Below are 14,371 nucleotides of genomic sequence, written 5' to 3' on the forward strand. Positions count from 1 at the left end.
AACGAGATCCGATGACTCGCCTACGACCGGCGGCAGCGCTGCTCTCCGGCCTGCTGCTCTCCCTCACCCTGCCCGCCCTCTCCGCCACCGCCCCCGCCACGGCGGCCGACACCGCGGCGGCCCCCGTCGCCGCGGTCACGGCCGGCCCCGGCGCCGAGGGCCCGGACCTGAGCTCCGCCAACCGGACCGGCCCGCCCCCCGGCATGCCGGACTGGTCCCGGGCCGGCTACCGGGGCGGCCTGCCGCTGCCCGACGACGGCAGCCTGACCGACGACCCCGCCTGCCGGATCACCCCGGACCGGCTGGCCTCCCAGTACGCCGTCCGGCCGAACGACGGTGCCGACGACACCACCGGCCTCCAGCGCGCCATCGACGACGTCAAGTCCGCCTGTTCACCGGGCGCCAACTTCGACCGGCTCTCGCTGATCTCGCTGCCGGCCGGCCGGATCGACCTCTCCCGGCAGATCTACGTCGACGCCGACTACCTGGTCCTGCGCGGCCAGGGCTCCGGCGACGGCGGCACCCGCCTGGTGTTCCGGCCCGACGTCAACACCCGCTACGACACCCTGGTCAACGGCCGCTGGGACCAGGACAGCATGAAGGCCGGCAGCGGCAGCGACGTCGGCACCGGCGGCTGGATCTGGCCGGGCCGCGGCCTGTTCCGGGTCCAGACCCGCGACATCGCCGAGCGCTACCAGGACGACTGGGCCGCCGCCCCGGCGAACCGCAAGGACATCTTCGAGGGCAGCGTCAACCAGCACTGGGCCTCCGGCATCAAGGTCGCCGCCCAGGCCGCCGACCCCGGCTGGGCCGGCCGGCAGGGCCAGAACCTGGTGCAGCTGGACGCCAAGGCCGACATGAAGAAGTTCTCCCTCGGCGGCTACGTCTGGGTCGGCGCGGCCAACAGCGTCAAGTTCTACGAGCAGCAGGGCGTCTCCGACCGCAGCCAGATGGACAACCTGCACATGCGGCAGCAGATGTTCCGGCTCACCGCGGTCGACGCCGCGGCGAAGACGGTCACCCTGGACCGCCCGCTGGAGTGGGACCTCCCGGTCGACTCCGTCTCCGACGGCTCGGCCCCGCTCGGGGACAAGCCGTACGCCAGCAAGGTCACCCCGCTGAAGGTGGTCCAGGGCGTCGGCTTCGAGAACTTCGCCTTCACCCAGGACATGACCGGCCTGCCCAAGCTCGGCGGCGGCAGCTACAACCTCACCCCCGCCCAGGCCGTGCACAACTACGGCAACATGGCGCCCGAGTACGCGATGCACGGCATCGTCTTCAAGTGGGCCGCCAACGACTGGGCGCGCGGGCTGAAGGCCGAGATGACCGGCTCGCACCCGGTCGTCACCGAGGACGCCCGCAACCTCCAGATCGAGCGCAACAGCTTCGACGGCGCCTGGAACAAGGGCAAGGGCGGCAACGGCTACCTGCGCGGCAGCCGGGTCTGGGACTCCCTCTACGCCTACAACCTCAGCCGCAACCTGCGCCACTTCACCTTCCAGTGGTCGGCCAGCGGCAACGTCGCCTTCCGCAACGACCTCGACTCGGACCTCAACCTGCACGGCGGGTGGGAGCACAACAACCTGTTCGAGCAGAACACCCTGCGCGTCCCGTACGAGCACCGCTCGGGCAGCTGCGAGACCAACTGCGGCGGCGAGGGCGGCGAGATCGACGAGGGGACGTGGTACCCGATCTGGTGGGCGGCCGGCCCCAAGGCGGTCAAGTGGTCCGGCTCCTCCGGCCCGCAGAACGTCTTCTACAACAACACCATGGTCAAGCAGACCACCCCCGGCGGCGCCTACCTGCCGTACGCGCCGTACGGCAACCAGACCGGCACCGCCTACCAGTTCGGCTCCGCCAACGGCGCGCCGGGCCGGTTCCAGCCGCTGGCCCAGGGCGGCCAGGCCATCCCCGACTGGGGCGGCCGGGAGACCCTCGACTACAGCGGTCAGGGTGTCGTCCCCACCGACGTCGGCAAGCGGCCCTCGCTGTTCCTCCAGGACACCGGCGGACTCGACCCGCGCGACAACCACACCCGCCGGGTCGCCACCTGGAACATGCAGGGCGCGCTGACCCCCGAGGGCAACGGCAGCCGCTACACCAACGACCTGCCCCGGCTGTACGGCACCAGCCAGCTCGACGGCCGGGCCGACATCATCGCCCTCCAGGAGGCCGGCGCCCCGCCCGGCGGCGCGACCTTCCTCCAGGAGATCCACACCGCCAACACCCAGTACGTCGACAACCTCGGCTTCACCGTCCCGGTCCGGGAGTACCGCCTCGGCGGCGCGAGCCGGCCCACCGGCTACCTGTACTGGCTGCGCACCGACACCAGCAACAACCAGTTCGGCCGGGTCAATCTCGCCGTGTTCAGCCGCACCCGGGTCCCGGCGAACGGCGTGTTCACCACCCGCGAGGCCGTCATCGCCGACAACTGGGACTCCCGGCCCGCGCTCGGCGTCAACGTCGACGGCGTCGTCTACTTCTCGGTGCACGGCAGCTCCGGGAGCTCCGGCAGCGACGACCCGCAGCTGCTGAACATCATCCGGGACCGGATGACCACCGCCGGCCTGCCCTGGATCGCCCTGGGCGACTGGAACCGCGCCCCGGACAGCCTCCAGGCCGCGGTCGGCGACGAGTTCACCGTCCAGGCCACCAACCTGCCGACCCACCCGGTGGACCGGATCGCCAACGGCACCCGTCGGACCCTCGACTACGCGGTCGTCCCGACCGCCCAGGCGGAGGCGGCCGTCACCGGGGTCCAGCGGCTGGCTCTCGACTCCGCCGACCACTACCCGGTCGCGTACGCCCTCGCCGGTCTGCCCAACCCGCCGGCGGCGGGCGGGGTGGTCGCACCGGCCAGGCCGAACCAGATCTTCCTGCGCAGCGCCGCCACCACCAATGTGGTCGGCCCGGTCAACGCGACGAACCACGCACTCAACGACCAGCCGCTGAGCCGGACCAACTCCGCCTCCCAGGTGTTCAGCCTCACCGACGACCCCGAACACCCGGGCTACTTCCGGCTGTTCCACCCGCACGCACCCTTCGCGGGCCGCTACCTGGGCCAGGAGGGCGGCGCCCGCGACGCCCGGACGGTGCTGTGGGCGAGCGCGGCCCTGGACCAGCTCTGGGCCCGCGCCTACCAGGGCGACGGCACGTACACCCTGGTCAACTACGTCACCGGGCAGTTCCTCACCGACCTCGGCCCCGGCCAGGGCATCGTCGCCCGGGACTGGAACGGCTCCGCCAATCAGCGCTGGTTCCTCCAGGACGTCCAGGAGGGCACCAACCTCACCGAGATCGTCGCGACCGACTCCGGCGGCTCCGGCTCGGCCCTCACCGTGGACGACCTGGAGACGGCGCCCCACCCGGTCTTCCTGGCCCCCGACGCGCACGGGTCCACCCAGCAGTTCGGCACCATCTCGGCCGGGCCCAGCGGGAGTTCCTCCAACTGCTTCTACCTGGTACAGGGCAACCAGTACGTCAACTCGACGTACGCCCACCCGGGTCTCCCGCAGAACGGCGACTTCGTCTCCATGGGCGCCTTCCGCCCCAACGACGACGGCTACCTGTGGTGCCGGACCGACGACGGCCCGAACGGGACGCTGCTGTCCAACTTCTCCAGCCCCTACGAGCACCTCGACCTGACCCGCAGCACCACGGTCGACACGGTCACCATCACCCGCCCCGGCACCGGCACCGCCCGCCTGCACTGGCTCTTCCGCACCGCCAGCCAGTGACGGACGCGGCCTGACACGAACGGCGGCCGCGGCACCCGGTTCTCCCGGGTGCCGCGGCCGCCGTGCGCGTTCCGCGGGCTCGCCCTACCCGTCGCCCCGCTCCGGGAGCAGCTCGGCGGCGCGTTCGGCGACCTCGTGGTGCAGCGCGTCGCGGACCGCCCGCACGGCCGGGTGGGTGACGGCCTCGCGGCGGACGGCCAGGGTGATCGGGAGCCGGATGTCGACCTCCCCGGGCAGCAGCCGCCGCAGCCCGGCCCGGTCCGCGAGGAAGGCCGGGAGCACGCCCACGCCGGTGCCCAGCCGGGTCGCCTCCACCTGGGCGAAGACGTTGGTGGAGGAGAACGCCGGTGTGCAGCCCGGCAGATGGCGTTCGATGTCGAGATCGCCGACCTGGAGCATCGACTCGATGTAGAAGACCAGCGGGTGCTCCCGCAGTTCGGCCACCGTGACCGGCGCCCCGCACCGGGCGAGGTACTCGTCACCGGCGTACAGGCCGAGCGCGTAGTCGGTGAGGTGCTCGGTCACCAGTCGGCTCCGGGGCGGCCGGCCGATCGTCAGGGCGAGGTCGAAACCCGCCGGTCGCAGAGGCAACTCCCGTGTCGCTGTGATGAGTTCGACCTGGAGTCGGGGGTGGCGGCGGCGTACCCGGGCCAGTGCCGGGGTGGCGAACAGGGTGCCGAAGCCGTCCGGGGCGCTCACCCGGACGGTGCCGTGCAGGGACGGCGGGTCCTGGCCGGACACCGCGTCCACGACCCGGACCAGGGCGTCCTCGATCGTGCGGGCGTTCTCGGCGACCGCCCGGCCGGCGTCCGTCAGCACCCAGCCCTCCGTGCCGCGTTCCATCAGCCGCACACCGAGGCTGCGTTCCAGCGCGGTGATCCGGCGGGACACCGTGGTGTGGTCCACGCCCAGCGCGTCGGCGGCGCTCACCAGGCGCCCCGTGCGGGCGACGGCGAGCAGATGGCGCAGGTCGTCCGCACGCAGGTCGCGCGGCTCGGGCCCGCGGGGGCGCTCCGGGGCCGGGGCGTCCGGTCGGGGACGGGGTCGGGGACGGGGGCGCATCGGCGCAGCCTATCTGCATTTCCGCACACCGCGTCTGCGCGATTGGCCGTTGAACGCACACCGGACGCACGGCAGAGTCGGACCGGCCCGCCCGTGCCGGGGGCCACCGTCCTCCCACCGCCGAGGGGTTGCCCGTGGTTGCCAGTCTGTCCCTGCCCCGGATCCTGCGCATCGGCCGCGGCGCGGCCGAGGAACTGGGCGCCGTCGTCGCGGGCCTCGGTCTGCGGCGCCCGCTCCTGGTGACGGACGCGTTCCTGACCGGAACCGGCGCCGCCGAGCGCCTGTCGGGGATCCTGCGCGGCGCCGGGCTCGACCCCGCGCTGTTCGACGGCACCGTGCCCGATCCGACGACCGACTCCCTCGTGCCCGGCCTGGAGGCGCTGCACGCGCACGGGGCGGACTCGGTGATCGGTTTCGGCGGCGGCAGCCCGATGGACACCGCCAAGGCCCTCGCCCTGCTGGGCGTGCGGGGCGGCGGGATGCGCGACTACCGGGCGCCGCACGTCAACCTCGGACCGGCCCTCCCCGTGATCGCCGTCCCCACCACCGCCGGCAGCGGCTCGGAGGCGACCCAGGTCACCGTCATCACCGACAGCGCCACCGACGAGAAGATGATGTGCCTGGGCCCGGCGTTCCTGCCGATCGCCGCCGTCGTCGACATGGAACTGACGCTCACGATGCCGCCCCGGCTGACCGCCGACACCGGCGTCGACGCGCTCACCCACGCCGTCGAGGCGTACGTCAGCCGCAAGTCCGGGCCCTTCACCGACGGCCTGGCCCTGACCGCGATCGCCACCATCGGCCGGCATCTGCGCCGCGCCTACGCGGACGGTTCGGACGCCGAGGCACGGGAGGCGATGATGCTCGCCGCGACCCAGGCCGGCATCGCCTTCTCCAACTCCAGCGTCGCCCTGGTGCACGGCATGAGCCGCCCGATCGGCGCCCACTTCCACGTCGCCCACGGCCTGTCCAACGCCATGCTGTTCCCGGCGGTGACCGCCTTCTCGGTGCACGCCGCACCCGAGCGATACGCCGACTGCGCCCGCGCCCTGGGCGTGGCGACCGGCGCCGACCCGGCGGCGACGGCCTCGGACAAGCTCGTCGACGCCCTGCACACGCTCTGCCGGGACCTGGACGTGCCCACCCCCCGCAGCTACGGCATCGACCGCACCGCCTGGACCGGACTGACCCCGCTGATGGCCGAACAGGCCCTGGCCTCCGGCTCTCCCGCCAACAACCCGGCCGTCCCCACCGCCGCCCAGATCGAGGAGCTGTACACCCGCGTCTACGGGTGAGCCCGCGGCCCGGTCCTCCCGGCCGCGCCCACGCCGGGCGCTGCTCCCGCGGGCGCGCACCCGCGCGGGCGGCCGGCCTTCCCGGACTGAACCGCCGTACCGGCCAGGCCCGTTCCCCTGCTCGACGGCAACCGGCCGGCCGGGTCCGCGGGATCCGGCACGGCGGGCAAGGGAGGGCACGGCCATGGCGGAACGGCACGGAATGATCATCGGAACGGGCCGACGACGAGCGGGCATCGCCGCGCTGGTCGTGGGCGGCATCGGCGCGGCCGTGGGCGGCGCCGCACTCACGGCCTGCGGCCCGGCGGAGCCGTCACCGGCCGCCGCACCGTCGGCGTCCCGGCCGACCGTGCCCGGCGTCGACGGCATCACGGTCGCGGTCCCGGCCCCGGATCCGGCGACCGTCCCGTCCACCGTGACCGAGCCGCCCGCCGGGACGCCGAGCACCCCGCCCGCCGACCGCCCGAGCACGGCAGCGGCCGCCCCGACCACGGGCCGGGCCCCGGCCAAGGCCCCGGTCCCGGCCGCCCCGGGAGCGGGGACGAGCCGACCGGCCACGACCGCCGGCCGGGCGCCCCAGCCGAGCCAGGCACCCCAGTCCGTCCGCACCCCCCAACCGGGCCCCGGCGCCGGTGCCGCGGGCGGGACGGGCGCCACCGTCCCGGAGCCCCCGGCAGCGCCGGCTCCGGCCGCGCCGAGCAACCCGCCCGGCCCCGCCACCGGCGGGAACCCCCCGGCCCCCGGCCCGGCCGTCCCGCCGCCCGGCCCCGCCACCCCCGCGGGCGGCACCGACCTGAACAGCCCGCGACTCAAGGACATCGCGCAGCAGCTGGTCTCCAGCGCCGAGAACTCCTCCCTCGACTGGCGTGCCCAGTACACCTACATCGAGGACATCCACGACGGCCGCGGCTACACCGGCGGCATCGTCGGCTTCACCTCCGGCACCCACGACATGCTCCAGCTCGTCCGGCACTACCAGGCGCTGAAGCCGGGCAACGTGCTCGCCCGCTACCTGCCGGCGCTGGAGAAGGTGGACGGCTCCGCCTCGCACGCCGGACTGGACCCGTCCTTCGTCGCCGACTGGCACCGGGCCGCCCAGGACGCGGCCTTCCAGCAGGCCCAGAACGACGAGCGCGACCGGGTCTACTTCGACCCCGCCGTCGACCAGGCCAAGGCGGACGGCCTGCACGCCCTCGGCCAGTTCGCCTACTACGACGCCCTGGTGATGCACGGGCCGGGCAGCGACCGGCTCAGCTTCGGCGGCATCCGGGCCGCCGCCCTCGCCAAGGCCAAGCCGCCGGCCAAGGGCGGTGACGAGACCGCCTACCTGAACGCCTTCCTCGACGCCCGCCGCGCGGCGATGAAGGCCGACTCGTCCCACCAGGACACCGGCCGCGTCGACACGATGCAGAGGGTCTTCCTCAAGGCCGGCAACCTCTCCCTGGCCACTCCGCTGCGGTGGACGATCTACGGCGACGCGTACAGCATCACCTCCTGACGGCCCCCGGGCGCTCCCGCACCGGGAGCGCCCGGGGCGGGAGCGCCACGCGTCCACACGTCCACGCGTCCGCACGTCGGCCGTCGGCCTCAGCGCCGGACCGTCAGCCCGTCGAGGGTGAGGTCGAGCAGCCGCTCGGCCTGCGGCCGGCGGTCGGCGCCCGCCGAGGTGAGGGCGATGCCTTCGAGGGCTGCGGCGAGGTCGGCCGGGCCGATGTCGCTACGGATCACCCCGGCGGTCACGCAGGCGTCCATCAGCGTCGCGACCGCGTCCCGGATCAGCTCCCGGCTGTGACCGTACGGACTCCTCCCCGCCGCGGCGGCGGCGCGCAGCGCGTCGATCATGCCGTACTTGGCCGTGACGTAGTCGAGGAACAGCCGGGTCCACGCCCGCAGGGCGTCGGCCGGCGGACGCTCGGCGAGCAGCGCGGGCGCCGCCTCGCACAGCCGTGCCACCTCGTTCCGGTAGACCGCCTCCACCAGGGCCTCCCTGGTGGGGAAGTTGCGGTACAGGGTCGCACTGCCCACGCCCGCCTCCTTGGCGACGCGCTCCATCTGCGCGTCCAGCCCCTGCCCGGCGAACACCCGCACGGCGGCGGCGAGGATCTTCTCCCGGTTGCGCCGTGCGTCGGCCCGCAGTGGCCGCTGCGCCCCGTCGTCCGTCATGACCGTCCCTCCTCGAACCACCGACCCGCTCCAACCACCGACCCGCTCCAACCACCCGCGCGCTCGGACCACCGAACCCTCTCGAACCACCGGCCGGATTGCCAAACGGGGACTCCCCCACTTAGCCTGCGGTGAAACGGGGACGCCCCCGTTTCCACTCCGCGCCGGTGCGCCCCCATCTCGGTGCGCCTCCGCCGCACACCCACGAAGGGAAGGCCGGCCATGTCGGGAATCCGGGACAAGGTCATCGCGATCACGGGCGCCAGCAGCGGGATCGGCGAGGCGACCGCGCTCCACCTCGCCGAACGGGGCGCCCGGCTCGTCCTCGGCGCCCGCCGGGAGGACCGGCTGACCGCGGTCGTGGACCGCATCACGGCGGAGGGCGGCACCGCCACCGGAGTCCTCGTCGACGTCACCCGCCGCCAGGACCTCCGACGGCTGACGGAGACCGCCGTCGAACGCTTCGGCCGCCTCGACGTGCTCGTCTCCAACGCCGGCACGATGGCCGTCTCGCCGTTCGACGACCTGCGCCAGGACGACTGGGACGCCATGGTCGCGACCCACATCACCGGCTTCCTCAACGGCATCGCCGCCGCCCTGCCGCTCTTCCGCCGCCAGCGCTCCGGGCACTTCGTCACCATCGGCTCCACCGCCGCCTGCACCGTCAGGTCGCCGCAGGGCGTCTACGCGGCCACCAAGACGGCGGTGAAGGTCCTCACCGAGGGCCTGCGCCAGGAGTCGGGGCCGGATCTGCGGGTCACCCTGGTGTCACCGGGCTTCACCCACACCGAGGGCATCGGCAAGGGCGCCGGACCGGAGGTCGCGGCGGCTCTGATCGAACAGCGCGACGCGATCGCCATGCCGCCCTCCGCCGTCGCGGCCGCCATCGGCTTCGCGATCGAGCAGCCCGAAGGCGTGGACGTCGGCGAGATCGTGGTGCGGCCCACCGCGCAGGGCTGACCGAACCCGCCACCGGGCCCACCGCCACCCGCACCGTCCGTACCCGGCCGGGCAGCCGCCGTCACCCGACCGGGGCGGCCGCCGTCACCCGGCCCGGGCGGCCACCCCGGCGGACGGCCGCCCAGGCCGCGCGACGGGCCGCGAAGGGATCGGCGACCGAGCGGGTGGGGGTACCGAGGACCAGGGTCTCCCGCCGCTCCTCGGTGTAGGCGGGCCAGGGTCCGACGCCGGGGACCTCGGGCCGCCCGTCGTGGCAGTAGCCGATCCAGGCCGTGCTGGCGGCCCGGGCGAGCGCGGCGTTGGCGGGGTTCCGGGACACCAGGGCCGCGTGGCGCAGGTTGTCGAAGAAGAACAGGACGTCCTCGCCGTGGCTGCCGGTGCCGCCCGCGAAGACGTACGCGTACACCGGGGCGGTGGCGTTGACGCTCCGGGCCGAGGCCAGGTCCAGGGCCGGGAAGCGGTACAGCGCGTCGGTGGTGACGGCGACCGCGACCCGCCGCGCCGGGTCCCGCGGCCGCTCGCGCCGGTACTCGGCGATCAGCCCGGTGACGTCCTGCCGGGCGATCCGCGAGCAGCGGCGGGCGAACCGGTCGTCGCTCAGACCGTCCCAGGACGCCCGGTCGGCGTCGATGGTCCGGGTGGTCTCGTGCAGGGCACTGCCGATCAGCAGCGGGACACCCGGGGCCGCGCCGGCGGCCAGGTCCGCGTAGCACCGCTCCTCGACCGGGCCGCCGTCCGCCGAGGGCTGGAACGCGAACCGGTCCCGGGCCCGCAGCACCGCCTGGGCGTCGAGGAGTTGCGCCACCGGCCGGGCGGCCAGCAGTTCCGGCCGGTCCGCCGGGACGCCGAGCAGCCGCAGCACCGCCCCGGCCGCCTCCTGCGGCGTCGTCGCGGCGGCCGGGCGCGGCGGTGGCGGACTGCTCAGGACGGCACGCCGGAACGACGGTTCGGGCTCGCCCGCGGACAGCAGGGCGGCCACCCGGGAGGCGCCGCGCGAACCGCCCGCCAGGGTCAGGTTCGCCGGGTCGCCGCCGAACGCCGCAACGTTCTCCCGCAGCCAGTCCAGTGCCGCCCGCAGGTCCAGCAGCCCGACCCGGCCGGAGGCGGCGTACTCGGCCCGACCGGTCCAGGACAGGTCCAGGTGACCGAGCACGCCGAGGCGGTGGTTGACCGTCACCACCACCAGACCACCCGCCCGGGCGAGCGCGGCCCCGTCGAACCGCGGCCAGTCGCCCGCGCCGAAGTCCGTGCCGCCGTGCAGCCAGACCAGCACCGGGCGGGCCGCCGGGGGCCGGACGCCCGGCGTCCAGACGTTCAGCACCAGGCAGTCCTCGCCCTGGGCACCCGCGTCGGCGGGAATGCCGAACAGCGGCAGCAGCGGGACCACCGCCGGACGCGCGCCGAACGCCTCGGCCAGCGGCCGCTGCGGGCAGGCCGGGCCGTACGAGTCCGCCTCCCGCACCCCGGCCCAGCCCGGGTGCGGCCGGGGCGGCCGGAACCGCGCCGCGCCCCCGGTGCCCGCGGCGTACGGCACCCCGAGGAAGGCCAGCACCCCGTCCGCCGCGACCCCGCGCACCCGGCCCGAGCCGGTCTCCACCACCGGTGCCCCGGCGCCCCGCTCAGCGGGCATCGGCCAACTCCCGCAGCCGCCCGAGGTCGACCTTGCCCGAGCCGGTGCGCGGCAGGCCCGGCGTCGCCCGCAGCGCCAGGCACTCGGCCGGAAGTCCGAGCTCGCGCAGCACGTCCAGCCACGCGTCCCGGAACGGTTCGCTGCGGCCCTCGACGAAGACCACGGCGCTGTCGGCGGCCGTCGGCACCACCGCGGCCGGGCCGACCGCCGCCAGCCGCCGTTCGATCTCGTCCGGGAGGACCCGCTTCCCGTACAGCTTCAACTGGCGGTCCTTGCGGCCCAGCACGTAGAGCATCCCGCGCTCCAGCCGCCCGAGGTCGCCCGTGTGCAGCACCTCGGGCACGCTGCGGCCCTCGGCCAGGTCGGCCCGGTCGGACGCGTAACCCAGCATGACGTTGGGTCCCTCGTAGACGATCTCGCCGACGCCGTCCGCGTCCGCGCCCGCCAGCCGGATCCGCCCGCCCGGCACCGGCCGTCCGACCGAACCGAGGTGCTCGAACAGCTCCTCCGGACCGAGGCAGCACATCCGCGCGGTGGCCTCGGTCGCCCCGTACATCGGGCAGAAGCCGCCGCCGTGCGCCGCCATCAGCCGCCCGAAGTGCTCGACCAGGGCCGGTTCCAGCGGGCCCCCGGCCTGGCAGGCGAGCCGCAGCGCGGGGAACGCGTCCGGCCGCCAGCCGGTGCCGTGCAGCAGGCGGTAGGTGAGCGGGACCGCCCCCAGGTCGGTCACCCCCGTCCGGGCGGCGGTCTGCCAGAACCGCCGGGAGGTCGGGCTGAGCCGGGAGAGCACCAGCGGCGCGCCGGCCACCAGGTGGGAGTTCACCACGGACAGGCCGAAGCTGTAGTCGAACGGGAGCGAGGTGATCCCGACGTCCTGCGGCCCGAGGCCCAGCGCGGCCGCTACCGCACCGGCGTTGGCCGCCAGGTTCGCGTACGACAGCCGGACGGCCTTGGCAGGGCCCAGCGAGCCCGAGGTGGTGATCAGCGCGGCCAGCTCGGGGTGGATCACGCTGCCGGCGGCCTCCGCCCGGCCGAGCAGCCGGGCGCCGCACAGCTCCCCGACGGGGCGGTACCCCGCCGGGAGCGGCTCGTCACCCGCGTCGAGCGCGAACTCAGGCCGGTAGGCGGCGAGCAGGCCGTCCCGGGTGGCGAGGTCCGGCCGCTCCTTCACCAGCACGGCGTGGCCGAGGTCGAGGGCGCCCAGATATGCCAGCAGGCCGGCCGGGCCGCGCCCGGTCAGGATCGCGACCAGCGCCTTGTCCGGCCCGGCGAGACCGCGCCCGACGGCCGCCAGGCCGGCGGCCACGGTCGAGGCGGGCACGGCCTCGACGCCGTCCACCAACGCGGGCGCCGCCGCGAGCCGGAGCGAGTGCACCTCACGCCACCTGCGGGGCGGCCGCGGGCCGTGCGGCCAGCAGCCCGGCGATCCCGCGGACGGTACCGGCGGTGAACAGCTCAACCACGCCCAGCGGCACGGCGTACGCCTCCTGCACCGCGTGCAGGAAGGCCACCGCGACCAGCGAGTCCCCGCCCAGCTCGACGAAGTCGTCCAGGGCGCCGACCCGCGGCAGACCGAGGAACCCGGCCAGCCGGCCCGCCAGGTCCGCCTCCGGCCCGGCGGCCGGCGCCTCGTACCGGGACACCTCCGCGGCACCCGGCGCGGACGCCCCGGCCACGAGTTCCTCGAACGTCCCCAGCGGCGGCGCGGGCAGCCTGACCACGGGCAGCACCGCGGGCTCGGCCTCCAGCCCGGCCGCGAGCAGCGAGGCGCGCAGGTCCTCCCGGACCTCCAGCGCCGTCGACATCTCGTCGAGCACCACCAGGACCCCGACCCCGTCGCCGGACGGCGCCACCGCCGCCTCCAGCACACCCGGGTGAGCCGCGAGCGCCCGCTCGGCCACCGCCGTCGGCGTCGGCACCGGTGCTGGCGCCGGTACCCGGACCGGCTTCTCGACTACCCCACCCATGACGCTCCAGTCCCTGGTCTCCGGCTTGTCGGCCACCAGTCTGCACAGCCGCTGACGGCCAGTCATATTCCCTCACCCCAATGGGTGATCTCCGACGGCCGGGTACCGCGCTCCCCCGGCCCAGCCACCAGGATGTCGGGTGCCGTCACCGATTCCGGAGGTCCGATGAGCCTCGCCGTCCGCCACACCTCGCGACTGGAGCGCCGCCGGACCCCGTTCCTCGCCTGCCGGGCGGACCCCCGGTTCTCCTACTGCCTGTACGTGCCGCCCCGGGCCCCCGCCGGGCCCCGGCCGCTGCTGGTCGTCGTGCACGGGGACCGTCGCACCGCCGAGCGCTACCGGGACGCGCTCACCGACTTCGCCGACGCCCACGGGTGCGTGGTCCTCGCGCCGCTGTTCCCTGTCGGCGTCCCGGAGCCGGAGGACGTGCTGAGCTACAAGCGACTCCGCCGACGCGACGTCCGGTTCGACCTGGTGCTCCTGCGGATGGTCGAGGAGGCCGCCGCCCGGTGGCCGGTGCGCGCGGACCGCTTCCTGCTGCACGGCTACTCCGGCGGCGGTCTGTTCGCCCTCCGGTTCTCCTACCTGCACCCGGCGCGGCTGCTCGGGGTCTCGGTCGGCGCCCCGGGCTCGATCACCCGGCTCGACCCGGCGCTGCCCTGGCCCGCCGGAATCGCAGACGTGGCCGAGAAGTTCGGCGTCACGCACCTGCTGCCGGACGGACCGGTGCCGGTGCATGTGCATGTGACCGTGGGCGCGCTCGACACCCGGCCGCTTCGCAGACCTCCGCACGACACCCGGCTCGACCAGGCCCTCGGACTGCACCGGCACCTCATGGAGCGGGGAGTCCCGGCCACCCTGGAGGTCGTCCCCGGCATCGCCCACAACGGCTTCGCCCTGCTGCCGGCCGCCACCCGGTTCCTGAGCACCGTGCTGTCCGACGGCTGACGGTTCCGCCGACCGGCGACCACCGACACGCCACGGGCGGCGGACCATCACCCGCCAGCGCAGGGTTCCGCACCTACTGTCACCTTTGCACCGAACAGAAGCATCTTCGGACAGAAGCGGAGAACCCTCATGAACCGTCAGATCGGCCGCACCCTGGCGCTGCTCGCCGTCCTCGGCCTGGCCGCCGTTCCGACCGCAGCCGGCGCCGAGGTCGTCTCCGGCGGCAACCACGGGACCGTCATCGTCGGCGACGGCAACCAGGTCGCCGGATACGACATCATCGACGCCGGCCACGACGCGACCGTCGGCTCCCACAACGGTTCCGGCGGAGTGGGCGGCACCGCCGTCGACGCCGCCCAGGCGGCCGGCGGCAACTACGGGACGGTCATCGTCGGCGACGACAACCAGGTCGCCGGGGACGACGCCATCAACGCCCTGAACGACGCCACCGTCGGCTCCTACAACGGCTGACGCACCGGAACACCCTGTTCGGCGTTCGGAACCGCTTTCGGCAGAACGCAAAGAACCCCCGTCGGTTTCCCGACGGGGGTTCTTCACAATGATTGTTCGGCGGCGTCCTACTCTCCCACAGGGTCCCCCCTGCAGTAC

At 74.7% G+C, this 14,371-nt stretch carries 10 protein-coding genes and 1 pseudogene; 6 read left to right on the plus strand and 5 right to left on the minus strand.

What is annotated here, in order from left to right; all coding sequences use genetic code 11:
- Positions 1-11 precede the first annotated feature (11 nt).
- The gene (locus ACIPYS_RS30710; protein ID WP_400752217.1) at positions 12-3,737 is read left to right on the plus strand and encodes a hypothetical protein; all 3,726 of its coding nucleotides are present in this window, start codon (positions 12-14) and stop codon (positions 3,735-3,737) included.
- A gap of 84 nt (positions 3,738-3,821) precedes the next feature.
- Here ACIPYS_RS30710 and ACIPYS_RS30715 read toward each other — a convergent pair whose 3' ends face one another.
- Positions 3,822-4,799: a LysR family transcriptional regulator gene (locus tag ACIPYS_RS30715; protein WP_400752220.1), complete on the minus strand. Its 978-nt coding sequence runs from the start codon at positions 4,797-4,799 to the stop codon at positions 3,822-3,824.
- Between the two features lie 134 nt (positions 4,800-4,933).
- Between ACIPYS_RS30715 and ACIPYS_RS30720 the strand changes: the two genes are divergently transcribed.
- Complete coding sequence (locus tag ACIPYS_RS30720) at positions 4,934-6,094, plus strand: iron-containing alcohol dehydrogenase (RefSeq protein ID WP_093859162.1); 1,161 nt, start codon at positions 4,934-4,936, stop codon at positions 6,092-6,094.
- Positions 6,095-6,779: 685 nt separating this feature from the next.
- Positions 6,780-7,592: pseudogene (locus tag ACIPYS_RS30725) on the plus strand (chitosanase); the annotation flags it as partial.
- An 89-nt stretch (positions 7,593-7,681) separates the two neighbouring features.
- Here the strand turns inward: ACIPYS_RS30725 and ACIPYS_RS30730 are convergent.
- Positions 7,682-8,257 (minus strand): TetR/AcrR family transcriptional regulator, encoded by a 576-nt coding sequence (locus tag ACIPYS_RS30730; RefSeq protein ID WP_093859163.1) that lies wholly within the window; start codon positions 8,255-8,257, stop codon positions 7,682-7,684.
- A gap of 222 nt (positions 8,258-8,479) precedes the next feature.
- Here ACIPYS_RS30730 and ACIPYS_RS30735 point away from each other — a divergent pair, with 222 nt between their 5' ends.
- Complete coding sequence (locus ACIPYS_RS30735) at positions 8,480-9,217, plus strand: SDR family oxidoreductase (protein WP_093859164.1); 738 nt, start codon at positions 8,480-8,482, stop codon at positions 9,215-9,217.
- 61 nt (positions 9,218-9,278) lie between these two features.
- Here the strand turns inward: ACIPYS_RS30735 and ACIPYS_RS30740 are convergent, their stop codons facing one another.
- Genes ACIPYS_RS30740 through ACIPYS_RS30750 form a run of 3 tightly spaced genes read right to left on the minus strand, consistent with a single transcriptional unit; the run spans position 9,279 to position 12,880 of the window.
- Positions 9,279-10,847 carry a carboxylesterase/lipase family protein gene (locus ACIPYS_RS30740; protein WP_400752226.1) on the minus strand — a complete coding sequence of 523 codons (1,569 nt, stop codon included), beginning with the start codon at positions 10,845-10,847 and terminating at the stop codon, positions 9,279-9,281.
- Positions 10,837-12,222 carry an AMP-binding protein gene (locus ACIPYS_RS30745; protein WP_400752228.1) on the minus strand — a complete coding sequence of 462 codons (1,386 nt, stop codon included), beginning with the start codon at positions 12,220-12,222 and terminating at the stop codon, positions 10,837-10,839. The genes ACIPYS_RS30740 and ACIPYS_RS30745 overlap by 11 nt, the downstream gene beginning before the upstream one ends.
- 1 nt (position 12,223) lies before the next feature.
- Positions 12,224-12,880 (minus strand): phosphopantetheine-binding protein, encoded by a 657-nt coding sequence (locus ACIPYS_RS30750; RefSeq protein ID WP_400752231.1) that lies wholly within the window; start codon positions 12,878-12,880, stop codon positions 12,224-12,226.
- A 99-nt stretch (positions 12,881-12,979) separates the two neighbouring features.
- Between ACIPYS_RS30750 and ACIPYS_RS30755 the strand changes: the two genes are divergently transcribed.
- Together ACIPYS_RS30755 and ACIPYS_RS30760 are read left to right on the plus strand one after the other, a co-directional pair.
- Entirely contained in the window at positions 12,980-13,762 is a 783-nt protein-coding gene (locus tag ACIPYS_RS30755) for a hypothetical protein (protein ID WP_400752234.1), read from the plus strand.
- A 129-nt stretch (positions 13,763-13,891) separates the two neighbouring features.
- The gene (locus tag ACIPYS_RS30760; RefSeq protein WP_400752237.1) at positions 13,892-14,233 is read left to right on the plus strand and encodes a hypothetical protein; all 342 of its coding nucleotides are present in this window, start codon (positions 13,892-13,894) and stop codon (positions 14,231-14,233) included.
- Positions 14,234-14,371 lie beyond the last annotated feature (138 nt).

The organism is Kitasatospora sp. NPDC089913, assembly GCF_044748625.1.
GTDB lineage: Bacteria > Actinomycetota > Actinomycetes > Streptomycetales > Streptomycetaceae > Kitasatospora.